29 protein-coding genes are annotated in these 23,217 nt (G+C 31.4%); 26 read left to right on the top strand and 3 right to left on the bottom strand.

Annotation, left to right across the window (positions count from 1 at the left end; genetic code table 11):
• From RZ74_RS04055 to RZ74_RS04020, 8 genes are all read left to right on the top strand, one after another.
• Window positions 1-699 (top strand): hypothetical protein, encoded by a 699-nt coding sequence (locus RZ74_RS04055; RefSeq protein WP_053950176.1) that lies wholly within the window; start codon window positions 1-3, stop codon window positions 697-699.
• Window positions 686-1,837, top strand: coding sequence for a hypothetical protein (locus tag RZ74_RS04050; protein ID WP_053950175.1), 1,152 nt, complete (start codon window positions 686-688; stop codon window positions 1,835-1,837). The genes RZ74_RS04055 and RZ74_RS04050 overlap by 14 nt, the downstream gene beginning before the upstream one ends.
• Window positions 1,838-2,296, top strand: coding sequence for a hypothetical protein (locus RZ74_RS04045; protein WP_053950174.1), 459 nt, complete (start codon window positions 1,838-1,840; stop codon window positions 2,294-2,296).
• A gap of 513 nt (window positions 2,297-2,809) precedes the next feature.
• Complete coding sequence (locus RZ74_RS04035) at window positions 2,810-3,292, top strand: hypothetical protein (RefSeq protein ID WP_053950172.1); 483 nt, start codon at window positions 2,810-2,812, stop codon at window positions 3,290-3,292.
• Entirely contained in the window at window positions 3,292-3,438 is a 147-nt protein-coding gene (locus RZ74_RS06955; RefSeq protein WP_187291395.1) for a hypothetical protein, read from the top strand. The genes RZ74_RS04035 and RZ74_RS06955 overlap by 1 nt, the downstream gene beginning before the upstream one ends.
• Before the next feature lie 44 nt (window positions 3,439-3,482).
• Window positions 3,483-3,791: a hypothetical protein gene (locus tag RZ74_RS04030; RefSeq protein ID WP_053950171.1), complete on the top strand. Its 309-nt coding sequence runs from the start codon at window positions 3,483-3,485 to the stop codon at window positions 3,789-3,791.
• A 13-nt stretch (window positions 3,792-3,804) separates the two neighbouring features.
• Window positions 3,805-4,242, top strand: coding sequence for a hypothetical protein (locus RZ74_RS04025; RefSeq protein ID WP_053950170.1), 438 nt, complete (start codon window positions 3,805-3,807; stop codon window positions 4,240-4,242).
• A gap of 12 nt (window positions 4,243-4,254) precedes the next feature.
• Window positions 4,255-5,058, top strand: a complete 804-nt coding sequence (locus RZ74_RS04020; RefSeq protein ID WP_053950169.1) for a GH25 family lysozyme — start codon at window positions 4,255-4,257, stop codon at window positions 5,056-5,058.
• A 551-nt stretch (window positions 5,059-5,609) separates the two neighbouring features.
• Here RZ74_RS04020 and RZ74_RS04015 read toward each other — a convergent pair.
• Complete coding sequence (locus tag RZ74_RS04015) at window positions 5,610-6,941, bottom strand: bacteriophage abortive infection AbiH family protein (RefSeq protein WP_263505243.1); 1,332 nt, start codon at window positions 6,939-6,941, stop codon at window positions 5,610-5,612.
• A gap of 594 nt (window positions 6,942-7,535) precedes the next feature.
• Here RZ74_RS04015 and RZ74_RS04010 point away from each other — a divergent pair.
• The 4 genes from RZ74_RS04010 to RZ74_RS03995 all read left to right on the top strand — a co-directional run bounded on the left by RZ74_RS04010 (window position 7,536) and on the right by RZ74_RS03995 (window position 10,710).
• A complete protein-coding gene (locus RZ74_RS04010; RefSeq protein WP_053950167.1) occupies window positions 7,536-8,681 on the top strand; it encodes a family 20 glycosylhydrolase in 1,146 nt (381 codons plus the stop codon).
• 62 nt (window positions 8,682-8,743) lie between these two features.
• Window positions 8,744-8,992 carry a hypothetical protein gene (locus RZ74_RS04005; protein WP_053950166.1) on the top strand — a complete coding sequence of 83 codons (249 nt, stop codon included), beginning with the start codon at window positions 8,744-8,746 and terminating at the stop codon, window positions 8,990-8,992.
• A 102-nt stretch (window positions 8,993-9,094) separates the two neighbouring features.
• Window positions 9,095-10,261 carry a hydroxymethylglutaryl-CoA synthase gene (locus tag RZ74_RS04000; RefSeq protein WP_053950165.1) on the top strand — a complete coding sequence of 389 codons (1,167 nt, stop codon included), beginning with the start codon at window positions 9,095-9,097 and terminating at the stop codon, window positions 10,259-10,261.
• 8 nt (window positions 10,262-10,269) lie between these two features.
• Window positions 10,270-10,710 carry a nucleoside 2-deoxyribosyltransferase gene (locus RZ74_RS03995; RefSeq protein WP_053950164.1) on the top strand — a complete coding sequence of 147 codons (441 nt, stop codon included), beginning with the start codon at window positions 10,270-10,272 and terminating at the stop codon, window positions 10,708-10,710.
• Here the strand turns inward: RZ74_RS03995 and lexA are convergent.
• Window positions 10,707-11,342 (bottom strand): transcriptional repressor LexA, encoded by a 636-nt coding sequence (lexA, locus tag RZ74_RS03990; RefSeq protein ID WP_053950163.1) that lies wholly within the window; start codon window positions 11,340-11,342, stop codon window positions 10,707-10,709. The two genes, RZ74_RS03995 and lexA, sit on opposite strands and share 4 nt — an antisense overlap.
• Window positions 11,343-11,433: 91 nt before the next feature.
• Between lexA and RZ74_RS03985 the strand changes: the two genes are divergently transcribed.
• Together RZ74_RS03985 and RZ74_RS03980 are read left to right on the top strand one after the other, a co-directional pair.
• A complete protein-coding gene (locus tag RZ74_RS03985; protein ID WP_053950162.1) occupies window positions 11,434-11,691 on the top strand; it encodes a DUF896 domain-containing protein in 258 nt (85 codons plus the stop codon).
• 69 nt (window positions 11,692-11,760) lie between these two features.
• Window positions 11,761-11,979: a YneF family protein gene (locus RZ74_RS03980; RefSeq protein ID WP_053950161.1), complete on the top strand. Its 219-nt coding sequence runs from the start codon at window positions 11,761-11,763 to the stop codon at window positions 11,977-11,979.
• A gap of 39 nt (window positions 11,980-12,018) precedes the next feature.
• Here the strand turns inward: RZ74_RS03980 and RZ74_RS03975 are convergent, their stop codons facing one another.
• Window positions 12,019-12,642, bottom strand: coding sequence for a lysophospholipid acyltransferase family protein (locus RZ74_RS03975; RefSeq protein WP_053950160.1), 624 nt, complete (start codon window positions 12,640-12,642; stop codon window positions 12,019-12,021).
• Between the two features lie 81 nt (window positions 12,643-12,723).
• Between RZ74_RS03975 and RZ74_RS03970 the strand changes: the two genes are divergently transcribed.
• The 12 genes from RZ74_RS03970 (at window position 12,724) to RZ74_RS03915 (ending at window position 23,164) form a co-directional block, all read left to right on the top strand.
• Window positions 12,724-13,476, top strand: coding sequence for a tRNA1(Val) (adenine(37)-N6)-methyltransferase (locus RZ74_RS03970; protein WP_053950159.1), 753 nt, complete (start codon window positions 12,724-12,726; stop codon window positions 13,474-13,476).
• Window positions 13,466-13,747: a GIY-YIG nuclease family protein gene (locus RZ74_RS03965; protein WP_053950158.1), complete on the top strand. Its 282-nt coding sequence runs from the start codon at window positions 13,466-13,468 to the stop codon at window positions 13,745-13,747. Before RZ74_RS03970 ends, RZ74_RS03965 begins: the two co-directional genes overlap by 11 nt.
• A 37-nt stretch (window positions 13,748-13,784) precedes the next feature.
• Complete coding sequence (locus RZ74_RS03960) at window positions 13,785-14,783, top strand: D-2-hydroxyacid dehydrogenase (protein WP_053950157.1); 999 nt, start codon at window positions 13,785-13,787, stop codon at window positions 14,781-14,783.
• A 151-nt stretch (window positions 14,784-14,934) separates the two neighbouring features.
• Window positions 14,935-15,681, top strand: coding sequence for a 30S ribosomal protein S2 (gene rpsB / locus RZ74_RS03955; protein ID WP_053950156.1), 747 nt, complete (start codon window positions 14,935-14,937; stop codon window positions 15,679-15,681).
• Between the two features lie 111 nt (window positions 15,682-15,792).
• On the top strand, window positions 15,793-16,668 hold the full coding sequence (gene tsf, locus RZ74_RS03950; RefSeq protein WP_053950155.1) for a translation elongation factor Ts: 876 nt from the start codon (window positions 15,793-15,795) through the stop codon (window positions 16,666-16,668).
• Window positions 16,669-16,801: 133 nt separating this feature from the next.
• Window positions 16,802-17,524 carry a UMP kinase gene (gene pyrH / locus RZ74_RS03945; protein WP_053950154.1) on the top strand — a complete coding sequence of 241 codons (723 nt, stop codon included), beginning with the start codon at window positions 16,802-16,804 and terminating at the stop codon, window positions 17,522-17,524.
• Window positions 17,525-17,526: 2 nt separating this feature from the next.
• Entirely contained in the window at window positions 17,527-18,090 is a 564-nt protein-coding gene (gene frr, locus RZ74_RS03940) for a ribosome recycling factor (protein ID WP_053950153.1), read from the top strand.
• Window positions 18,091-18,122: 32 nt separating this feature from the next.
• A complete protein-coding gene (locus tag RZ74_RS03935; RefSeq protein ID WP_053950655.1) occupies window positions 18,123-18,512 on the top strand; it encodes a hypothetical protein in 390 nt (129 codons plus the stop codon).
• Window positions 18,513-18,579: 67 nt separating this feature from the next.
• Entirely contained in the window at window positions 18,580-19,341 is a 762-nt protein-coding gene (locus tag RZ74_RS03930) for an isoprenyl transferase (RefSeq protein WP_053950152.1), read from the top strand.
• A gap of 14 nt (window positions 19,342-19,355) precedes the next feature.
• On the top strand, window positions 19,356-20,144 hold the full coding sequence (locus RZ74_RS03925) for a phosphatidate cytidylyltransferase (RefSeq protein WP_053950151.1): 789 nt from the start codon (window positions 19,356-19,358) through the stop codon (window positions 20,142-20,144).
• A 17-nt stretch (window positions 20,145-20,161) separates the two neighbouring features.
• Complete coding sequence (gene rseP, locus RZ74_RS03920; RefSeq protein ID WP_053950150.1) at window positions 20,162-21,433, top strand: RIP metalloprotease RseP; 1,272 nt, start codon at window positions 20,162-20,164, stop codon at window positions 21,431-21,433.
• Between the two features lie 21 nt (window positions 21,434-21,454).
• On the top strand, window positions 21,455-23,164 hold the full coding sequence (locus tag RZ74_RS03915; protein ID WP_053950149.1) for a proline--tRNA ligase: 1,710 nt from the start codon (window positions 21,455-21,457) through the stop codon (window positions 23,162-23,164).
• Window positions 23,165-23,217 lie beyond the last annotated feature (53 nt).

The raw sequence follows: 23,217 nt of genomic DNA, 5'->3' as shown, positions 1-23,217 counted from the left end.
TTGAAAACTAGTATTGATATAAGCGATACAGCTGTTAAAAACAGTATTTTAAATAAATTACCTGCTTACCGAAATTCAGAAGATGATAGTAATAATCAAAAAGTATTAAATATTGTTGCAGATATATTTAATGAACAGAAAAATAATATTTTTTCTATAAATGATTTAAGCAAAATAAATAATGCAACAGGTCAGGTTCTTACTGATATTGCTAATGATTATTCAGTAAATCGGATTGATGATGATGACGAATTTTTAAGATTTCAAATTAAATGGCAGATTTTAAAAGCTAATGCAGTTACAAATATGAATGGATTGAAGAAATTAATATCAGTTTTATTAAATATTTCTCTATCAGTTTTCGATATTAAATCAACTGATCGACCTCGTGAAATTGAAATTGTTAATATCCCATTTGATTTTAATTCCGGTAGTCATAATGATTTAAAACGGAAAATCTTATCAGATTCTATTCAATCTGTATTACCTGTTGGTTGGAAATTAAAAGATATTCAATACAGTAAATCATCTAGCGGAAATATGTACTATGCCATTTATAATACACAAACTATTTTCAAACACATGCAGGTGTTACATCACTTTTCTAAATCAAAACAAGCTTACCGAAATAATTATTATGCAATTGGCAGTACAAAGTCATTCTTAAAAGAAAGGAAGATGTTAAATGGCAACTTATGATGCAACAATTGTTACCGACAAAGGTAACCAAATGATCAATGCAGCAAATGCTGATGAGGATACGATTACTTATTCTAAAATCGTATTTAGTTCTGATGATTATTCCAGTTTTACTGATAATCAAATTCAAGGATTAACTGCATTGAATAACAAAGAAATTAGTGTGGTGCCACAAGTAAGCATGACAGATGATGGTTCAACCAAGATTTTAGGATATGGAGAAAATGAATCGTCTGACAGTGGATTTTATATCAAAACATACGCTAGTTATGCTAAAGATAAAAATGGTAATGAATTTCTATTTTCTGTGGCGGTATCACAGAATGCAGATTATATTCCTGCTAAGTCAACTGGTAATTCTAATGAAATTGCATACAGTTTTAATATCAAATTTGATCGAACTGAGAACATTACACTCAGTGATACGAGTAATATACCAGTTACTCTACAAGACTTTAATAACTTTAAAACGTTAACTGCTAAAAATTTAAGTGATACTGAAAATAATGCTAATCAGTATACTGATAACAAAGCTAAAGAATTACAGGCTAACATTGATACTAAGCAACCTAACGGTAATTATGCTAATCAAAATGATTTGCAAAAATTGCAAGATAATATTAATAGCAGTATTTCTAATCCAGAATCATCAATTAATCAAAATATTAACAATTTGAAAAACGGTGTTACTAAAAATAATAACTCAATTAACAATCTTCAGGGACAAGTTAATCAAACCCGTAGTGATGTATCTAACACACAGAATACAGCTAATTCTGTATCCAATGATGCAATGCGTTATCGAGGTAGTTTAGATGGTCAGAGCTTAGATAATTTTACGACTACTGGTATTTATACAGGTAATCCAAAGGATGCACCATATCCAGGCATTTATAGCTTATCTGTGTTTAATGACAATGCTAGTAACACAACTAAACAAGTTCTAACAATGGTATGGAACAATAATGCTGGTACAGCGGGTAACTCGACATTAACGAGAAGTAAAAATGGTGGTCAAGGTTGGCAACAATGGCTACAATCTGCAAGTGTAATAATGGTAGATTCTGATGATGAAGTTCAGAAGGTAAGCAATGCTAACCCAGGTTCATTAATTATTGTTTCAGAAGGAAGCGATTAAATGTTGGATGGAAGTATCAAAAATGCAAAAAAAGTAATTCTCAATAATGGAAGTAATCTAATTAAGATATATGACGATTTTGATGGATGGAAAAAGCTAAAAATTGCTGGAGGAGCAAATGGCCATATGATGTATAAATGGCTTGATAATAGTAATATTTTATTGTTTGGGTTCATTTATCCGGTAAACATTACAGAAATAACAGCTGGAACGTTTTACTTCCCATCAGATGATGATGTTGGAATTAACTATACAACAGGTGATGTTGAATCTGGGTATATACAACATGGTAATGATTTTGAATTTGTTAATAATAATTTAGTTTTATCTGGAAACATTAATTGGCAGGGTGAAGGAAATTCTACTATGGGAGGCTATCAAAATAATTTGCACATGATGTTTTCTGGAACGACTACAAGATATTTTTTAGATAAAAAAATACCTGTTACCAGGCCATAATAATATTTAATAAATACAGGAGGTAATTAGCATGAAAATGTTTATGAATGGCTCTAGAATAGGCAAAGCGTATATTTCGGGGGGGGTACTAAACCTCCTCTAAAGGTTTATGATGATGATAACGAATGGATAACATTAGATTATGATAAATCGGGATACGGTTATTATTTTCAGGAAGGTGGTTATGGAACAGTACCAGTTACTTCAAAAATACTATTGCATAATAACAATAATGGTACAGTGACATTGCTCGGATTTATATCTGCTCCTGGAGAAAATATTAATGCAAATATTTATTTTCCTAATAATATAAATATTTCTGAAGACAATGGGGTCATTTCATCTAGTAATCTTGAAGATACATCATCTGATACATTAAAAATAAATTCTGATTACAAATCATTATCAATTAACTTTCAAGAAACAATACCTATATATACGATAATTAAAATATCCAATTAAACACTAATAAACTTGATTAGTGTATTTTTTATACAAAAAGGAGAAAATGAAATGCAAAATATTTATGTACAAAAGCAAGAAAATTCACAATATATTTCAAAATGGTCAACCAGTAAAGATGACGATAGTTATGTACAAGTTTGGCCAGATAATGAACAATTAATTAAATTACAAAATTTTACTAATAAGTGTTATTTAAATTCAGATAATGCTTTAGTTGTCCCTAATCAAGTTCCTGCAAATCAACAAGAACAATATATGGATAACTTAAAACAACAAGTAACAGATGCAAATAACGCTGTTCAATTATCTTCTAATTCTGCAAAAACAGCTGAACAAGCTTTACAAACTGCTAATCAGAATAATCAAGATTTAATTAATCAGTTGAATGAATCTAATCAAAAAATTGCTGATGTTAAACAACAAAATCAAATGCAAGGCACAGCTATTAATGCATTGATTAAAAAGATTAATGATTTGGGTGGTAATGGTCAACAAACAGCAGAAAATGCAAACAATGGAGGCGTTAAATAATGAATTTAAGTCCAATGGCTAAATATGTGCAATATGAATACCAACAAGGAAATATGATGCAACAAGATATTCAATCATTGGTTCCTTTTATGATTTCTCAGAATGATTTTAACTTAATCTTTAATACTCAAACGCCTAATAATTAGGCGTTTTTATTTTGCACTTTTTTAGAAAGGAGCGTGAAGCATGTATGTACTTATTTGGTTTTGACGTTACCGAATGGGCAGCATTAATAACCGTGATAGCCGGATTTATTTCGGCTATTTTTTATGGATTTAAAAAGTTAGTTACTGATCCAGCTAATGAAAATAGTAAAAACACATCAAATCAAATGCAAGCACTTCGAGAATCAATTGATGAATTGCGTAAATCCAGCAATTCAGTTAATCAACATCAGCAAGACCATTTGGAACAACATGATGTGAAGTTGGCAAAGCACGATGCTGAATTAGAAAACCAAGGAATTAGAATTAGCAATTTAGAAAGAACTAAAAAATAAGGAGAGATAAATTATGGAATTTATTAAATTTTTAAATGACAATGGATTATTAAACGTGGCATGGGTCGTATTAACAGTATTTGGATCATTAGTAATGAACGAGTTAAAAAAGAATATGAAAAACAAGTATGTAATTAATTTATTAAAACAAGGTGCAGATTGGATTGCTGCGTTAAATGCGCAAAACGTATCTTTATCTAATTCAGAAAGATTTGAAAAGGGTAGACAATATTTAAATTCGATTGCTGATAAACATGGAATGAGTTTCTTGGATACTACTATTAATGCCTTACTAGAAAATGCTTATCAAGCATACAAACAAGGTGGCGGAGACATTCATACACAACAACACTCAGATGAACAAGTAGTTAAGGTTAATTTAGATGATAAAGGTAACCACAATGATGAACCTAATCAAAATATGCCTAATTTAAATCCAGATAACAAATAAGGAAGTGATTACATGTTAAAATTCGGTGATTTTTCAGTATTTCAAGGTACATCACAAGCATATTTTCAACAATTGCATAATTTAGGTTCACGGGGAGCAATGGTTAAGTTAACGGAAGGGATTAATTATGTTAATCCTTCTGCTGGTCCACAAATGCGTAGTGCATTAAAAGTATTTAAAGTATTTGGCGTTTATCATTACTTTTTAGGGATGCCAGTTCGAGAAAGTAAATTCTTTTTACATTATCTAAAAGCATATGGTATTGATAAAACTACTCGTTTAGCGATTGATGTGGAAGATCAAAGTTTACCAGCATATCCAACTAGTTTGATTAACAAATTTTTAGATGAATTATATAATGCTGGATATCATAATTTAGCTGTATATGGTTCTGCTTACTGGATGAATTCTGGTAAGATTAATTTAAAGAATATTGTTCATCATGCTTCAATTTGGGTGGCTGATTATGGCGTTGCTAAACCTGGTGTTGAAAGATACAACGCATGGCAATATACAGATAGTTGGCATGGCATTGATCAAAGCATTGATTATAGTGATCACTTTACTAGACCATCTGAACAAATGGAAAAACCAACTTATTGGTATAAAGGAAAACAATTTAAAATAAAATCCAAGTCAGTTAAAGTATATGCTGATATGCAATTCAAACACTGGACAGGGGATACCTTAGATGAAGGATCAGTTGTAGCTGCTAAACCAGTTAAGTTTGGTAAAAAGGGTGTATATAGATTAAAACGAATTGATGCATTTGGATATATTAGTGGTAATATCGCTTGGACATATAGAATAAAATAATTAAGACCTACCAGCTATTAATTTAGTTGGTAGGTCTTTTTCTTTAAATATTTTATTTACTTTTTTGTAATTGATAATATATATTTACAAATATATATTAATAAAGGAATCAATATTAGATGAACTGTTAAAGAAAATGAAAAAAACATTATTAAATTTATTAATGCATGAGTTATAAAATTCAAATAATTTTGTAAGCTAACAAATAGACCTTTAAATGGAAAATATGCGTTCATATGAAAGCTAATTTTGAAGTTATTTCTTAGTATAAATCAAGTGAAAATGTCACAAATTAATAAAAATACAAAAAAAGCATAGAATTTATGTTGAATTTTTTCATCATTAATTAAGAAATCTTTATTCTTAATTAATGATGAAAAGACGATCATGCTACTAGTAGAGGATATAAAAATAGGATTCATTAAATTAAATTTATTATTTTCACAAAAAAATATAATATATTGTATACAGAATAGAAAGCATAACAATATTCGTTAAAGCTATTACAGTTGAATGCGAGAAATTTTTGTATATCTTCATTGAATTATCGGTCATTGTTTATAGTCACCTGATTTTGGATAGAAGTTTTTATATTTTAAAGTAAATTCGTCAATATTAAGTAATTGTATACGATTTTCTAATATTAATTTATTTAATAAATTTTTTCCATGATTTTTATTATTTAGTGTTGCTCCATAATTATTTATTAACTGAAATACTTGCTTTTCTTGCTTTTCTTTTCTGTTAATATCCATTTGATTATATCTATCTTCATAATGATTGCTGATTTTTTGAGTCTTTGCATTATCAAATAACTGATTATTTCTTTTATCAGATGCCTTATCGTGTTGTTCCTTAATTTTGTGTAATTCGTCAATTTCACTATTATAAAGAGAATATAAAAAAATAATTTTTATATTTGAATCATATATATGATAGTAATCAAAAATTGACTGAAAATAAGAATAATCGGCGTCGCCTAAAGAATGACCAAAAAAAATGATTGTATCAATATTTTTATCTAATATTTTACTAGTTTTTCTATTACTAAAGTTAAGTATTCTGCTAGTTTTTGTAAATTTATTGATATGTGATTTATATTTTTCATCAATTTTATTTTTACTATCATAATTAGAATCTATACCAAAAATTATTGGGCTTTCAAATCTATAATTTATTTCATTATATACGTTCCCATGAATATTTTCGTAATTATTAATATATTTTAATTCAGTATTATCACTCAAGTTATTTTCTTCAAAGCTTCTTCCTGTTAGGGGAATGTAATTAAAACTTAAGATGTTGCTTAAGCGATTATTACATATATTTGTTATAAATCTTCTATTTTTTGAGAAATAATCTTTTTGTTCTATTTGTTCACGGATATAATCTGAAAACGATTTTTCAAATTCATTTAGTTGATTAAATAGAAAAGCAAAAAGATCTTCATCTTTTTTAATCTTGTTATAAATAGCTACAAGAATTATTAAATCAACATTATTTGTTGTATCTGGATTATTCCAATTAACATTATTATTCAAGGAATTTATAAGTAATTTATATTTTTCTAATTTTATTGTTTTGTATCTAAAAATGCTTGATGCTTCATCAGTCAAAAAATTTTTAATACACTTTTCTATATCGTACCAATTTTTGTTTTTTTCATCTTTGAAATTTATCCAAATTAACAAAAATAACCAAAAATTAATACTATCAAGCGTTTTTGAATTATCAAGCAAGTTGGAAGCATATAATAAATCGTCAGTTGTCTTATTTAAAGCAGCTGAGAATATTTTATTACCATAATTTAAATTGTTCACATCCGTGTTTTCGCGAGCATATTTTAATTCATCATCATATTTTTCTTCAAATTTTTTTAAAATTTTCTAATTTAGAAAAAATTTTATATTTAGAATCCATGTATGTAACGTAATTATCATAGCTTGATTTTAATCTATTATGTAAATCCGAACCGTTACCTAGAACTATTAATTGTTCCACTTTTTTATTTAAATTATGTTGAACACTAATTTTTATTATCTCCTAACTATCATTAAAATGTATTGTGATTATAGAATTTATATACCTATTATTAGGAAGCACATTATTGTTATTAAATTATGTATTGCCCCCACGAATAATTATAACAAAGGGTAGTCAAAAGGGCATTCACTTATTTGAAAACTCTTCCTATTATATACATTGTTACTGGTTTTATAGCAAATTACTAAAATAGTAGGTCGATACCTGTACTCTCCTTATTTTTTAATTAAATAAAAAATAAAACGTAGTCACAAATAAAATGTTCTAGCAAGAACATAATTTGATGACTGCGTTTTTATATTAATTTAAGGTTCGAAACGCATTATTAACTTGTAACTATTTCATAATGATTACAAATGATAAAAGCAATAGATTTTCCTTAATTTAATGCTATACTATCTAATATAATAATCGCGAAGAAAAGAGTGGTGATTATGAGAAATAAACGATTTATAATCGTTGGAATGATATTGTTTTTAGTCTTAATGTTTATACAATTAGGCAGTTTAGCGAAAAAGACACTTGCCGATACAAGTAACGATACCAAAAGAATTGGTCTATCATTAGATTGTTCCAGAACATATTATTCTCCTTCTACAATCAAAAAGTATATAGATTTATTAAAGAAAGATCATGGTACATATCTTCAATTACACTTAAATGACAATGAAAGATATGGTGTTGAAAGTTCAACGTTAGGACAAACAACGCAAAACGCTACACTTAAAGATGGTGTTTATTACAATAATAAAACACACTTAGCATTTTTAAGTAAAAATCAATTATTAGATGTAATTCAATACGGTTACACTCATGGAATTGAAGTAATTCCAGAAATAGACTTACCTGGACATGCTCAATCTATATTTAAGCTTCTTTCATATACTTCAGAAGGAAAGAAACTAGTTAAAGAGTTAGAAAATAAAGATGGTTACAATGAAATGTACTACAACAAACAAGCTACGATTGATTTTTCAAAAAAGCTTTTAAGTGAATATGTTGGCATGCTTCCCAGTGGATACCACATTATTGTAGGTGCCGATGAAATAACTATTAGTGATAAAAGTGATCAAGAAGCCGTTGTTAAGTATATTAATGCCATTGATGATTATGTTAATGCTAATCATTTAAAACTTGAAATGTGGAATGATAGTTTTCATAAGGCGGTTTTAAGTAAATATCATAAAGATATTTTAATTAATTACTGGAGTTTAACAGGTGAAGTTAGCTCAAGTAAGGATAGAAAAGACAACATCAGGATGAGAGCAACACTTCCTGAATTAAATAAGGCTGGTTTTAAGACAATTAACTACAATAGTTATTATCTATATATGATTACAGATCCAACATCATTTACCAATGAATCTAAGAAAATTTGGACTTCCGAGTTTAAAAAATGGAAAATGAATATGTGGAATGATGAATCTACAAAAGATATCACAAAGAGCGCCAATAATATTGGTGCTGCCATATCAATATGGGGTGAATATCCAAATCAATATACTGGTGATCAAACATATAATAAGACATATTATTACGTTGATACGTTTTTAAAGGCCCAGGATAAATTTACTAAGTAAGTTTCTTATATCAATAAAATATGGTATATTTGAAGTAACATCTATTTTATGGAGAGTTAATAATGCTTAAATTAAAGATTAATGCAAAACAAGGTAATCAACAAATTAAATTATCTGATGGTACATTTGGTCAACTAACTGGTGTTAGAATTCCTACGGGTGGTTTCGGACAAGAAGTTATCCAATGGACATTCTTATCAGTTGATCAAATCCATGAAGGGTTTGTTTATGCTGGACCATTCTATGACGGATTGGTAATTAACTCCTTGAATGCAAAAGATCAATATGAAGTAAAAATGGTTAACAAGTAAAGCGTACTTTTAAAGTGCGCTTTTTTTACTATAATCTTTGAGCAGTTAAAAGTTTCATAGTACAATTATAATAATATATATTTGAAAGTGTGGATTATGATTATGAATGTTGGAATTGATAAGATGAGCTTTTATTCATCAGACATGTATCTTGATATGGTGGATTTAGCACATGCTAGAAATGAAGACCCTAATAAATATTTAATTGGAATTGGCCAAAAGAAAATGGCAGTTATTCCTAAAACACAAGATGTAGTTACAATGGCTGCAAATGCATGTTTAAAAATAATTGATGATGATGATAGAAATAAAATTGATTTAATTATTTTTGGGACTGAAACTGGAATTGACAATTCTAAATCTGCAGCGATTTATTTACAAAACATGTTGGGATTAAGTAGACGCGGTAGAGCTTTTGAAATTAAGCAAGCTTGTTATGGGGCTACCGCGGGATTACAAATGGCAAAGGAATATGTAGAAAATAATCCTGAAAAGAAGGCATTAGTTATCGGGGCAGATATTGCCAGATATGGTATCGATACTCCTGGTGAAGTAACACAAGGTGGTGGGGCTGTTGCCATGGTTATATCTGCTAACCCATCAATTGCAGAGTTTGAAGGAACAAGTACATTCTATTCTGATGACGTAATGGATTTTTGGAGACCGTTATATAGAACCGAAGCTGTGGTTGATGGTCATTATTCAAATGACGTATATGTCGATTTCTTTAAGAAGACATGGGATGAATACAAACAAATTACTGGAAAAAATTTGGAAGACTTTTCTGCAATGACTTTCCATCTACCCTATGTAAAAATGGGAATCAAAGCATTAAGAGCAATCATTGATGAAGCAAGTGAAGAGCATCAAGACAAACTAAAAACAGAATTTGGTTTCGGAAAAGTATATAATGAAAATATTGGGAACCTATATACAGGTTCCTTGTACCTAAACTTTTTATCTTTAATTAACAATTCTGATCAATTAAAGGTTGGAGATAGAATTGGATTATTCAGTTATGGATCAGGAGCTCAAGGGGAATTCTTTGCAATGAATTTATGTAAAGGATTTAAAAATAGTGAATTGATAAGTCAAATCAATGCTGACATTAATAACAGAAAACAAGTATCTGTTTCTGAATATGAAACCATCTTTAATGACTGGGTACCAATTAAAGATCAAGAACTTAGTTTTGATACAAGTAAAGATGCTTCAACATTTACTCTTAAGGGTGTTAAGAACCATCAAAGAATTTATGATAGAAAGTAGGAGTAAACATGAGATTATATTTAGCAGGTCCATTTTTTGATGACGAACAAGTCAATAGAATTGAAAGAATTGAAAAAGCGTTAGATGCAAATAAAACTGTATCTGATTACTTTAGTCCAAGAAATTCCAATGTTAACGATGGTACTGAAATTGGTAGCAGTCAATGGTCAAAGGATGTATTTCAATTAGATGTTGATGAAATAAAAAAAGCTGATGCCGTCATCGCAATTATCGACTATGTTGACGATAACGTTGATAGCGGTACAGCTTTTGAAATTGGATATGCTTTTGCAATTGGCAAACCAGTTGTTTTATTCCATGAAAAAGAAGCAATTGTTAATTTAATGCTTTCAAATGGTTCTAAATCATACCTAACAAAGGTTAGCGATGTTGAATCTTTTGACTTTGAAAAGATGCCTGAATATCACTACGAGGGAGAAGTGTTCTAAAACACACTATCTCTGAATAGACCAACAACCTTACCAATGATATAAACTTGATCTAAAATGATTGGATCTAGATTGTCATTTTCAGGTTGAAGGCGGTAGTGATCAGATTCTTTAAAGAATCTCTTACATGTTGCTTCATTTTCTGATGTCATTGCGATAACAATGTCACCGTTGTTAGCTGTTGATTGCTTTCTAACGATAACTTTATCACCATTTAAGATTCCAATATTTATCATACTTTCACCTTGAATGGTAAGCATGAAAATTTCATCAGAATTTTCATATTGTTCTGGCATGGAGAAAAATTCAGAAGTATCTTCAACGGCTAAAATTGGTTCTCCAGCAGCTACAGTACCTAAAACTGGAATTTGACCGGGATGAGTATTAACTCCTAATTGTTTTAGTCCGTCTTCAGTAATTTCTAGTGCTCTTGGCTTAGCAGGATTTTTAACGATAAATCCTTTCTTTTCCAGACGGCTTAAATGTCCATGCACAGTAGAAGTTGAAGAAAGGTCAACGGCTTCTCCAATTTCTCTAACGGTTGGAGGATAACCTTGACTATTGATTCTTTTCCAGATAAATTCTAAAATAGCTAATTGTTTAGAAGATTTTTCTTCTTTTGAAAAAGTCAAATCGATACCCCGTTTCTTGTATGTATTTTCAATGCTTTAAATATAGCATATTAAATAAATAAAAACAAACGTTCGCAAAGGAGAGGATAAAATGTCAGAAGCAGAAGATCCAATTTTAAAGAAACTTATTCCTAGAATTAACGAATTAGCTCATAAAGCCAAAAATGAAGGATTAAGTAAAGAAGAAGAGGCTGAAAGAGCTGATCTTAGAAAACAATATCTAAAGAGATTTAAAGAAAACATGAGAAGTCAAATCGAAATGGTTCAAATCTTTAATAAAGAGGGAAAAGAAGTTACCCCTGAAAAAGTTAAAGAGGTTCAAAGAAAGAAAGGGCTTCGTGACGACTAAAAAACTTTTGAATTTAATTATTAATTTGTGTAAAATTAATAATAGAAACAAACGGAGGGAGGAAGAATTATGTCACCATTCTTTTGGATTATTCTAATTATTTTAGCTTTAATCGTAGGTCTATTTGGTGGATTCTTCATGGCACGTAAGTACATGGAAAAATATCTTAAAGATAATCCCCCAATTAACAAGGATCAATTAAGAGCAATGATGTTGCAAATGGGTCAAAAGCCATCAGCTAAGAAGTTAAATCAAATGATGAATAGTATGAAGGCTAACGCCAAGTAATAAAAAAGACATAATCAAAAGATTATGTCTTTTTTTTTATTACTTTTTAGAAGGATCAACGTATTTGAATTCAGGATCAATTTCTTGATCTAGTTTATCGAATGCTTGTTGCATTTTATCTTCAATCGCTTTTTGTCCTTCTTCATTTATCTTAATTCCTTTATCTAGATAGATTGGGTCACCGAAATTAATGATAGCCTTCTTTCTAGAAAATAGGCTCTTGAATGTAAGTGGACCTTGATATACAGCTGGCAACAATGGCTTCTTAGATAATTTGGCAATTAGTGTTGCTCCACCTTTTAAATCTTGTGAATGTCTTGTTCCAGAAGGAAAGATAATTAGAGACTTATCTGAATTTTGTAAAATTTTAACAGGCTCTTTAATTACTGATGGACCAGGATTCTCACGATCAACGCTTAAAACGTTTGCATGCACTAAAACAAATTTAAGAATTGGGTTTTTAAACAATTCTTTTTTAGCCATGAAGGCGAATTCTTTTGGACTAGCTGCTAACGCAAAATACAATGGATCAAACCATGTTCGATGCGGTGCAACTAATATGTAGTTTCCCTCTGGGATACGTTGTTTGTTTTTGAATGTTGGTGTTCCATTTATTGGATATAAAATGATTCTAGATAAAATCTTTAAGAAAGAATACATTATTTAACTCCTCTCGTACTTTATTATTTAATAGTATTCTATTATTATAAGTATATGCAAGGAAAAAATGGGGGATGAATGTAAATGAACAACCTTTTGAAAGAAAATGAAAGAATTGATCAGTTATACAGTAACGACATTAAAGTAATTCAAAACCCCGAAGTGTTCTCATTTTCACTAGATGCTGTACTATTATCTTATTTTGCAAAGTTACCTAAAAAAGATTCTTCAGTGACTGTTGATTTATGTAGTGGAAACGGTGCAGTTGGATTATTTATGTCACATAAGACTCGTGGGAAGATATGGGAAATCGAGTTACAACCAAGATTAGCTGATATGGCAAAAAGAAGCGTTGAGCTTAATAATCTTGAAAATAAAATAGAAGTTGTTAATGATGATTTAGATAATGCTACGAATTATATATCCAAGGATTCCGTCGATGTCATTACATGTAATCCACCGTATTTTCCGAATTTAGATAATAGTAAGAAAAATCCCAATAAATATTTAGCAATTGCAAGACACGAAATTACTACTAATTTAGACAAAATTAACATTGTTTGCTCGGATTTATTAAAAACAAACGGAAAAGTATTTTTTGTATATAGACCAGACCGGTTATTAGAGTTACTTGATTCCATGAAATCACATGATATAATGCCGAAAGTGATTCAGTTTATCCACCCTAGAAAACAAAAAGACGCTAACATGGTTTTGATTGAAGGAATAAAGTCTGGTAAAAATGGTGGAACCAAGGTTCTTCCACCAATAACTGTTTATCAAGATGAATCTAACGATTATACAGATTATGTTAGGAATGTTTTATATGGAAAATAGGTATTTTATGTATGTTTTAAAGTGTGGAGATAATTCTCTTTATGGTGGATATACAACTGATTTAAAACATCGACTTGAACAGCACCAGTCTGGTAGAGGTGCAAAGTATACAAAAAATCATTTGCCAGTTGAGATGATATATCATGAAGAGTTTGATAATAAACATGATGCTTTGAGTGCTGAATATCACTTTAAACATCAAAGTAGAAAAAAGAAAATAGATTATTTAAAGAGTCATGGTGTAGATGTTCATAGAGAACACCTTTTATAGTTTTATGAAAAATTAATTGTAAATAGGAGGTTTCATAATGAAAATAATTGCATATGGTATTAGAAATGATGAATTGCCTTTTCTAAGAGAATGGGAAAACAACAATCCAGATGTTGAAGTTAAGGTAGAAACAGAATTACTCGATTCAACTACGGTTTTAGAAGCAGAAGGATTCGATGGTGTTGTCGCATATCAACAAAAACCATACACTAAGGAAATCCTTGATAAACTGGGAGAATTTAATATTCGCTATTTATCTCTTAGAAATGTTGGAATTGATAACATCGATGTTGAAGCTGTATCAAAGAATAATATCACAGTTACTAATGTTCCTGCGTATTCGCCAAACGCTATTGCTGAGTTAGCAATTACGCAAATTATGAGATTACTTAGAAATACAAAAAGATTTGAAACTAAGCAAAGAAATGGTGATTTGAGATGGGCTCCAGAAATTGGAGAAGAACTTCATACCAAAACTGTGGGCATCTTTGGAACAGGTAGAATTGGAAGAGTTCTTTTAGATATTTGCAGAGGATTTGGTGCAAAAGTCATTGCATATGATCCATTTAGAAACCCAGAACTTGAAAAGCAAGGAATATACGTTGACACTCCAGATGACTTGTTTAAAAAAGCTGATATCATTTCTCTCCATGTCCCAGCTGTAAAAGAGAATGAACATATGGTAAATGAAAAAACTTTATCAGAAATGAAAGATGGTTCTTATATTATTAATGCAGCAAGAGGAACCTTAATCGATACAGATGCATTAATCAAAGCTCTAGATTCAGGTAAGATTGCTGGGGTAGCATTAGACACATATGAAGGTGAAGTGGGAGTATTTAATGAAGATTTCCCATATTTTTCAGCTATTCCTGATGAAAAATTAAAGAACCTAATGGAGAGAGATAATGTTTTAGTTAGTCCACACATTGCATTTTATACAAAGACCGCTGTTCAAAATATGGTAGAATTTTCTATGGATGCTAATAGAGATTTAATTAAAACTGGAAATTCTGACAAAGTAGTCAAATTTTAGCTTGATTATTTACTTTGACTGAGATACAATAATATTCGGTGTTTATCACCAATTCACACTCAATATGACTATTTAGTAAGTGCCATTATTATGGTTTCTAAATGGGATGATTATTGGGGAGGAAAAAAACTATTTTTGGAGGGCTATTATAATGGCTGTTATTTCTATGAAACAATTACTAGAAGCTGGTGTTCATTTTGGACACCAAACTCGTCGTTGGAACCCTAAGATGAAGAAATTTATCTTTACCCAACGTAACGGAATTTACATTATCGATTTACAAAAGACTGTTAAGATGATCGATAATGCTTACAACTTCATGAAGGATGAAGCTGCTAAAGGTGCTACTGTTCTTTTTGTTGGTACTAAGAAGCAAGCACAAGATTCAATCCAAGAAGAAGCTGTTCGTTCAGGTCAATACTACGTTAACCACCGTTGGTTAGGTGGAACTTTAACTAACTGGGACACTATCCAAAGTCGTATTAAGTACCTAAAGGATCTTAAGAAGATGGCTGAAGATGGTACTTTCGAACGTCTACCTAAGAAGGAAGTTGCTCTTCTAAAGAAGAAGACTGACAAGCTTGAAAAATTCCTTGGTGGTATCGAAGATATGCCTAAGGTTCCAGATGTTATGTTTATCGTTGACCCTCGTAAAGAACAAATTGCTGTTCATGAAGCTCACAAATTAAACATTCCTATCGTTGCTATGGTTGATACTAACTCAGATCCTGATGATGTTGATGTTATTATCCCATCAAACGATGATGCTATCCGTGCCGTTCGTCTAATTACTGCAAAAATGGCTGATGCTATTATTGAAGGTAACCAAGGTGAAGAAAATGTTAGCGAAAGCACATTTGAAGACACTAAAGATGAAAACGAAAGTGAAGACAAGTAATATTATAAATATTAATATTGTTTAAACACTTAGGCTGACTCATGTTTGGACCGATAAGGCCTGGGAATGAGTCGGCCTTTTTTAATGATATAAATTAAGGAGGCCATAACAATGGCAAAGATTACTGCTGCTCAAGTAAAAGAACTACGTGAAAAAACAAGTGTAGGTATGATGGATGCTAAGAAAGCTTTAGTTGCTTCTGATGGTGACGAAAAGAAAGCTATCGAATACTTACGTGAAAAAGGTATTGCTAAAGCTGAAAAGAAGAGTGACCGTGTTGCTGCTGCCGGTTTAACTCGTGTTGTTACACACGGAAACGATGCTGCTATCGTTGAAGTTAATGCTGAAACTGATTTCGTTTCAGGTAACGATGACTTTAAGAATCTTATTGATTTAATCTCAGCTAAAATCGTTGAAGCTAAACCTGCTGATGTAGAAGCTGCTTTAGCTCTTGACGTTGACGGTGAAACAATCAACGATAAGATTATTAACACTACTCAAATTACTGGTGAAAAGATTACTCTTCGTCGTTTTGTTGTATTAAGCAAAGCTGATGACGAAAGCTTTGGTCACTACCTACACAATCAAGGTCTAATTGGTGCACTTGTACAAATCCAAGGTGTAGATGAAACTGTTGCTAAGCATGTTGCTATGCACATTGCTGCTACAAAACCAGAATACCTAGACAGAAACGAAGTTCCTCAAGACAGACTTGAAGCCGAAAGAGAAAACTTGAAGAAGGAAGCTCTACAAGAAGGCAAGCCTGAAAATATCGTTGAAAAAATGGTTGAAGGACGTCTTAACAAGTTCCTTTCAGAAATCAGTTTAGCTGATCAAGAATTCGTTATGGATTCTGACAAGACTGTTGGCGAATTTGTTAAAGAAAACGGTGGTTCACTAAAAGCTTTCGTACGTTACGAAGTTGGTGAAGGTATCGAAAAGCAAGAAACAAACTTTGTTGACGAAGTTAATAGTCAAATTAAATAATAAATATGAAGAAGGACACTATTTTGTGTCCTTTTTTTATGTATTTTTATCTAAATATTTATTGCAATAATCTGTTTTTAGGGCCCATATTATGCTAAAATTAACTTAATGAACTTGTAATGGAGGAAATTCGATGTCTGATTTAAAATATAAACGTATCGTCTTAAAGCTTAGTGGTGAAGCCCTAGCTGGTGACGAAGGGTTCGGAATCAACCCACCTGTGATAAAGAAAATCGCTCAAGAAATCAAAAATGTTTATGAATTAGGAATTCAAATCGCTATCGTTGTCGGTGGTGGTAACATGTGGCGTGGAGTTGCTGGTTCAAAAATGGGCATGGAACGAACTCAAGCGGATTACATTGGAATGCTTGCCACTGTTATGAATGGTTTAGCACTTCAAGAAAACCTTGAATCATTGGGGGTTCCAACAAGAGTACAAACTTCAATCGAAATGAGACAAATTGCTGAACCATACATTAGAAGAAAAGCAGTAAGACACCTAGAAAAGAATCGAGTTGTTATTTTCTCTGGTGGAACTGGTAACCCATTCTTTTCAACAGATACAACTGCTGCATTAAGAGCTGCTGAAGTTCATGCTGATGCAATCTTAATGGCAAAGAATGGAGTAGATGGTATCTACTCAGCTGATCCTAATCAAGATCCAGATGCTGTTAAATTTGATGAATTAACTCAAATGGACATTATTAATAAGAATCTTAAAGTTATGGATACAACTGCTAGTTCATTATCTATGGATAATGATATTCCACTTGTTGTGTTTAACTTAAATGAATCCGGCAACATCGAAAAAGTTGTTAAAGGTGAAAAAATCGGTACTACAGTTAAGGGGAAATAAACATGGCTACTCAAAATGAAATTCTTGATAATGCAAAAGAAAAGATGCAAAAATCAATCGCATCATTAAAACACGAATTATCTTCAATTAGAGCCGGTAGAGCAAATGCCAGTCTATTGAACGGTGTTAATGTTGAATACTACGGAGCACCAACTCCATTAAATCAAATTGCTTCAATTACAGTTCCTGAAGCAAGAGTTATTATGGTTAGTCCATATGATAAATCAGCTTTAGATGATATTGAAAAAGGAATTTTAGAAGCTGATATTGGTATTAACCCAGCTAATGATGGTGATAACATTCGTTTGATTGTCCCACAATTAACTGAAGAAAGAAGAAAAGAAGTTTCAAAGAAGGTTAAAGCCGTCGGAGAACAAGGTAAAGTTGCTATTAGAAATGTGCGAAGAGAAGCAATGGATGCCGTTAAAAAGGGAAATAAGAATGATGAGTTCACGGACGATGAAGCTCATGATTTAGAAGAAAAAGTACAAAAGCTTACTAATGACCAAATTAAGGACTTAGAAGCTGTTGTTGATAACAAAGAAAAAGAAGTTATGAACGGTTAAGAGATAGGACAGGGGGAATCACCGTGGAAGAAATGGAAGTCACACCAGGTACCGAACAATTTACAAAGATGGTATTTAAATTAAATGGAGATCTAGACGATTCAACTATTAAATCATTGGAATATAATGACAACAGAGTCGAAGAAATTCAAGACGGAATTTTTGTTATGCCAGTTTATGTTGAAGAGCAATTCAATATTTTCTTAGTTGTTTCTAAGTTAATTGAAGATGACTGGATTGTCGCATTTACACAGGCTACCATTGAAAACGGTTCTGAAATAACAGATTTAAGCGATCCTATTCCAACTGGAGAAGGACTAAATATGTTAGGTGACCAAAACGCGGATGAAGCCAACCAACTATTGAAGTATTTCGAAACTTTAGTTGAAGCTAAACGTGGAGAATGGAGATTAATCCAATAAAATAACTTAACTAATTTGGGATGAGGATTTATTCTCATCCTTTATTTGTATGAATTAGGTGGAAAAGATGTTTAATTTTAAAAAGAAGAATAAAATTGTTGATTTTGACTATCAAAACATTCCAAATCATATAGCAATAATTATGGATGGTAATGGTAGATGGGCACAAGAAAGACATTTACCAAGGATTGCTGGTCATAAACAAGGTATGAATGTAGTTAAAAAAATAACACAAGCATCAAGTGAGTTAGGCGTAAAAGTCTTAACCTTGTACGCTTTTTCTACAGAGAATTGGAAAAGACCAGAAAAAGAAGTTAATTATTTAATGGATCTTCCTGAAAGATTTTTTAACACTTTTGTTCCTGATTTGGTAAAGAATAATGTAAAAGTTAACGTTATGGGATACGTTGATCAATTGCCTAAACAAACACAAACTGCTATAAAAAATGCCATTGAGGATACAAAGGACTGTACAGGAATGGTTTTAAACTTTGCTTTGAATTACGGTAGTCAAGATGAAATCGTAACCGCTGTTAAATCCATTGCAGAAAAAGTTTCTAATAACGAAATATCAATTGATAGCATCAATAAAGAAACTGTTTCAGATAATCTAATGACTGCTGATTTAGGCGAATATGCCAATCCTGACTTACTTATTCGTACCAGTGGAGAAGAAAGATTATCTAACTTTTTATTATGGCAATTAGCATATAGTGAATTCGTTTTTGACGATACTAAGTGGCCCGATTATACTGAAGATAATTTGAAAAATTGTATTTTAACTTTCCAATCTAGACATCGTCGTTTTGGTGGTTTAACAAATAAATAATTTAGGAGATAAATATGAAAACAAGAGTAATAACAGCAATCATTGCTTTAGCTTTCTTTGTACCAATTGTATTGATTGGTGGAATTCTAATCGAAGTTGGTGCAATTGCATTGGGAATCGTAGCAATGTCAGAAGTTTTAATTATGAAGAAGAAACTATTAGTTTCTCCAGAAGCTTTACTATCATTTTTAGGAGTTAGTATTCTAATAGCTCCTGCAAATTGGTTTAGTTCATTACCACATTTTTTAAGTGTTAATTTTATTTTTTACATTATCGTTATGCTATTAATGTTAAGAAACGTTATTACAAAAAATATTTTTTCATTTGATGATGCTGGAGTATTAACTATTGCAATGTTATACATCGGAATGGGGTTCCATTACTTTATTGAAGCAAGAGGTGCAGGGATTGCAGTTTTATTCTATGCTTTATTTATTGTTTGGATTACCGATTCTGGAGCATATGTATTTGGTAGAAAACTAGGTAAAAATAAATTAGCTCCACATGTAAGTCCTAACAAAACTTGGGAGGGATCTATTTGTGGATCTGTACTAGCGATTATCGTTGCTACTGTTTGGATGCAATCATTTGAAATTGGTAACGTATCAATGTTGGTAGCAATAATTATCACTGCCGTGTTATCAATTGCAGGACAATTTGGTGATTTAGTAGAATCAGCATTGAAGAGATATTATCAAGTTAAGGATTCTGGTAAAATCTTGCCAGGTCATGGTGGAATCTTAGATAGATTTGATAGTTTGCTATTTGTACTACCACTTCTTCATTTGTTCGGCATTATCTAGCCTAAAGGAGTTTTAAAATGATTACGACAATACTCGCATTCATCGTTGTCTTTGGAATATTAGTTTTTGTTCATGAGTTTGGTCACTTTATTGCGGCCAAGAAGTCGGGAATAATGGTAAGAGAATTTTCCATTGGAATGGGTCCTAAAATTTTCTTTTATCGTCATAACCATACAACATATACCATCAGAATTTTACCATTAGGTGGATACGTTAGAATGGCTGGATTAGCTGATAATGAAACGCAACAACTGGAACCTGGAACACCAGTTACTCTTGAATTTAATGATAAAGATGAAGTTACATTAATTAACACTAGCCAAAAGAAAAGAAATATTAACGGACTACCATTAGAAGTTTCAGACATTGATCTTCAAAAGGGTTTATGGATTGAAGGGTATCAAGACAATAATGAAGATGTAAAACGCTTTAATGTTAATCATGATGCACTAATGATTGAATCTGATGGGACAACAGTTCAAATTGCTCCTGAAGACGTTCAATTTCAAAATGCACCTGTATTAAAAAAGATGATTACTAATTTTGCAGGTATTTTTAATAATGTTTTACTTGCGATTGTAGCATTTTCATTGCTATCTTTCCTACAAGGTGGGGTTGTTAGCACACAAAATAAAGTAAACACAGCTTCTGGACACTCTGTAGCTAGAGATGCTGGAATCAAAAACGGTGATAAGATTATCAAGGTCGATAATGTTAAAACTGATAATTGGAACGAATTAAGTTCAGCTATTCAAAGCAAGCCAAATACTAACGTTGTTTTAACAGTTGAAAGAAATAATCAAACCCATATCATTAAACTAAAAACAGATTCACAAGAATCAAATGGGAAGAAATATGGTTTAATCGGGATTGAAAACACACTAGATACATCGTTTGGAGCTAAGTTATTATCTGGCTTTACTAGAACTTGGGATATGACTAGGTCACTTTATTCTCAATTAGCTTATATGATTAGCGGACATTTTAGTTTAAATGATTTAGGTGGTCCGGTCGCAATTTATGCTAATACCACTAAAGCAACTAAACTTGGAATGGCTGGAATTGTATACTTCATTGGTTTCTTATCTATTAATTTAGCAATTATGAATTTAATTCCAATTCCAGTCTTAGATGGTGGTAAAATATTAATGAACATAATTGAAGCAATTAGAAGAAAACCAACTTCTGAAAAAGTAGAAACAGTTGTTACTTTAATAGGATTTGCAATCATTGTTGTATTAATGCTATTAGTGACAATTAACGATATTCAAAGATATTTTCTACACTAATAACGTATAAGGAGATCTTTTATGAAACAGTCAAAAATGTTAATCCCAACGCTTAAGGAAGCGCCTAAAGGTGCAGAAGCCATTAGTCATCAACTAATGCTTAGATCGGGATATATCAAGCAAGTATCAGCAGGTATGTATGCATATTTACCACTTGCATATAAAGTTATTTCAAAGATTGAAAACATCATTAGAAAAGAAATGGATGCAATCGACGCAAATGAAACACTTATGCCAGCTGTATTACCTGCAAATTTATGGGAAAAATCAGGTCGATTAGCAACATACGGACCAACATTATTTCAATTAAAAAATCGTCATGATACAGACTTTATCTTAGGTCCAACTCATGAAGAAACTTATACTGAAATTATTCGTGACTCAATTAAGTCATATAAAAAATTACCTTTGGTACTTTACCAAATTCAACCTAAATATCGTGATGAAGAAAGACCTCGTAATGGATTACTACGTGGCCGTGAATTTATTATGGAAGATGGATATTCATTCTCAATTAACGATGAAGATCTAGACCGTATCTACAATCAAATGGAAGATGCATATCGTAAAATCTTTGATCAAGTAGGTCTTGATTACCGCACTATTATTGGTGATGGTGGAGCTATGGGGGGATCTGATTCAATTGAATTCTCTGCTCCTGCAGCTGTTGGTGAAGATACAATTGTATACTCAGATGACAGTGAATACGCCGCAAATTTGGAAATGGCTAAAAGTATGTACGTTCCAGATCAATCAAGTGAAACTCAAAAAGAACTTGAAAAGATTAGTACACCAAATGTTAAATCAATTGAAGATGATGTTGAATTATTAGATACTACAGCAAGTAATGTAATTAAGAGCGTATTATTTATCGCTGATGAAAAACCTGTTTTAGTATTAGTTCGTGGTGACCATGAAGTTAACGACGTTAAAGTTAAAACTGAATTAGGTGCTTCATTCTTTGACTTAGCAAATGATGATCAAATTAAGGAATTTACTAACACATCTCGTGGATACGTTGGACCTTTCAATTTAGATGAATCAGTTACTATTTTGGCTGACAACTATGTACAAGATATGGTTAATGCTTATGCAGGTGCCAATGAAGATGGATACCATTTTGCCAACGTAAATCCTAAGAGAGATATTGAAAATGCTAAGTATGGTGATTTTAGAGAAGTTCAAGAAGGTGAAATTTCACCAGACGGTTCAGGGGTTCTTAAATTTACTAAGGGAATCGAAATTGCTCATATTTTCAAACTAGGAACAAGATACTCAAAAGATTTAGAAGCAAATGTTTTAGACGAAAATGGACGTCAAACACCTGTTGTTATGGGATGTTATGGAATTGGTATTAGTAGATTATTGACAGCGATTGCTGAACAACAAGCGGATGAAAATGGACTAAGCTGGCCTAAGTCAATTTCTCCTTTTGATATTCACTTGATTCCTGTTAATACAAAAGATGAAACTCAAGTAAGCGTTGCTGATGAATTAGAAACAGCCCTTAAAGATGCTGGATTTGATGTGTTAACTGATGATAGAAAAGAAAGAGCGGGGGTTAAGTTCGCCGATTCTGATCTAATTGGTTTACCAATCAGAGTAACAGTTGGTAAAAAAGCCAGCGAAGGTATCGTAGAAATCAAGATTAGAAAAACAGGTGAAACTGTAGAAGTAAAACAAGAAGAAGTTGTTAATACAGTTGAAATCCTATTAAAAGATTTGAAATAGAAAAGAGGTCAGTGTAAAGTGCTGACCTTTTTTAGCTGATTAAGATTGGAGGG

This window comes from Apilactobacillus apinorum (assembly GCF_001281175.1).
GTDB lineage: Bacteria > Bacillota > Bacilli > Lactobacillales > Lactobacillaceae > Apilactobacillus > Apilactobacillus apinorum.
The sequence above is the reverse complement of the archived record's forward strand: the minus strand, read 5'-3'. Positions and strand labels throughout refer to the sequence as shown.

What these genes read in the sequence shown, in the direction of transcription:
- RZ74_RS04050 (WP_053950175.1), top strand. Translation starts at nt 686, where the DNA reads ATGGCAACTTATGATGCAACAATTGTTACCGACAAAGGTAACCAAATG.
- RZ74_RS04045 (WP_053950174.1), top strand. Translation starts at nt 1,838, where the DNA reads ATGTTGGATGGAAGTATCAAAAATGCAAAAAAAGTAATTCTCAATAAT.
- RZ74_RS04035 (WP_053950172.1), top strand. Translation starts at nt 2,810, where the DNA reads ATGCAAAATATTTATGTACAAAAGCAAGAAAATTCACAATATATTTCA.
- RZ74_RS06955 (WP_187291395.1), top strand. Translation starts at nt 3,292, where the DNA reads ATGAATTTAAGTCCAATGGCTAAATATGTGCAATATGAATACCAACAA.
- RZ74_RS04030 (WP_053950171.1), top strand. Translation starts at nt 3,483, where the DNA reads ATGTACTTATTTGGTTTTGACGTTACCGAATGGGCAGCATTAATAACC.
- RZ74_RS04025 (WP_053950170.1), top strand. Translation starts at nt 3,805, where the DNA reads ATGGAATTTATTAAATTTTTAAATGACAATGGATTATTAAACGTGGCA.
- RZ74_RS04020 (WP_053950169.1), top strand. Translation starts at nt 4,255, where the DNA reads ATGTTAAAATTCGGTGATTTTTCAGTATTTCAAGGTACATCACAAGCA.
- RZ74_RS04010 (WP_053950167.1), top strand. Translation starts at nt 7,536, where the DNA reads ATGAGAAATAAACGATTTATAATCGTTGGAATGATATTGTTTTTAGTC.
- RZ74_RS04005 (WP_053950166.1), top strand. Translation starts at nt 8,744, where the DNA reads ATGCTTAAATTAAAGATTAATGCAAAACAAGGTAATCAACAAATTAAA.
- RZ74_RS04000 (WP_053950165.1), top strand. Translation starts at nt 9,095, where the DNA reads ATGAATGTTGGAATTGATAAGATGAGCTTTTATTCATCAGACATGTAT.
- RZ74_RS03995 (WP_053950164.1), top strand. Translation starts at nt 10,270, where the DNA reads ATGAGATTATATTTAGCAGGTCCATTTTTTGATGACGAACAAGTCAAT.
- RZ74_RS03985 (WP_053950162.1), top strand. Translation starts at nt 11,434, where the DNA reads ATGTCAGAAGCAGAAGATCCAATTTTAAAGAAACTTATTCCTAGAATT.
- RZ74_RS03980 (WP_053950161.1), top strand. Translation starts at nt 11,761, where the DNA reads ATGTCACCATTCTTTTGGATTATTCTAATTATTTTAGCTTTAATCGTA.
- RZ74_RS03970 (WP_053950159.1), top strand. Translation starts at nt 12,724, where the DNA reads ATGAACAACCTTTTGAAAGAAAATGAAAGAATTGATCAGTTATACAGT.
- RZ74_RS03965 (WP_053950158.1), top strand. Translation starts at nt 13,466, where the DNA reads ATGGAAAATAGGTATTTTATGTATGTTTTAAAGTGTGGAGATAATTCT.
- RZ74_RS03960 (WP_053950157.1), top strand. Translation starts at nt 13,785, where the DNA reads ATGAAAATAATTGCATATGGTATTAGAAATGATGAATTGCCTTTTCTA.
- rpsB (WP_053950156.1), top strand. Translation starts at nt 14,935, where the DNA reads ATGGCTGTTATTTCTATGAAACAATTACTAGAAGCTGGTGTTCATTTT.
- tsf (WP_053950155.1), top strand. Translation starts at nt 15,793, where the DNA reads ATGGCAAAGATTACTGCTGCTCAAGTAAAAGAACTACGTGAAAAAACA.
- pyrH (WP_053950154.1), top strand. Translation starts at nt 16,802, where the DNA reads ATGTCTGATTTAAAATATAAACGTATCGTCTTAAAGCTTAGTGGTGAA.
- frr (WP_053950153.1), top strand. Translation starts at nt 17,527, where the DNA reads ATGGCTACTCAAAATGAAATTCTTGATAATGCAAAAGAAAAGATGCAA.
- RZ74_RS03935 (WP_053950655.1), top strand. Translation starts at nt 18,123, where the DNA reads ATGGAAGTCACACCAGGTACCGAACAATTTACAAAGATGGTATTTAAA.
- RZ74_RS03930 (WP_053950152.1), top strand. Translation starts at nt 18,580, where the DNA reads ATGTTTAATTTTAAAAAGAAGAATAAAATTGTTGATTTTGACTATCAA.
- RZ74_RS03925 (WP_053950151.1), top strand. Translation starts at nt 19,356, where the DNA reads ATGAAAACAAGAGTAATAACAGCAATCATTGCTTTAGCTTTCTTTGTA.
- rseP (WP_053950150.1), top strand. Translation starts at nt 20,162, where the DNA reads ATGATTACGACAATACTCGCATTCATCGTTGTCTTTGGAATATTAGTT.
- RZ74_RS03915 (WP_053950149.1), top strand. Translation starts at nt 21,455, where the DNA reads ATGAAACAGTCAAAAATGTTAATCCCAACGCTTAAGGAAGCGCCTAAA.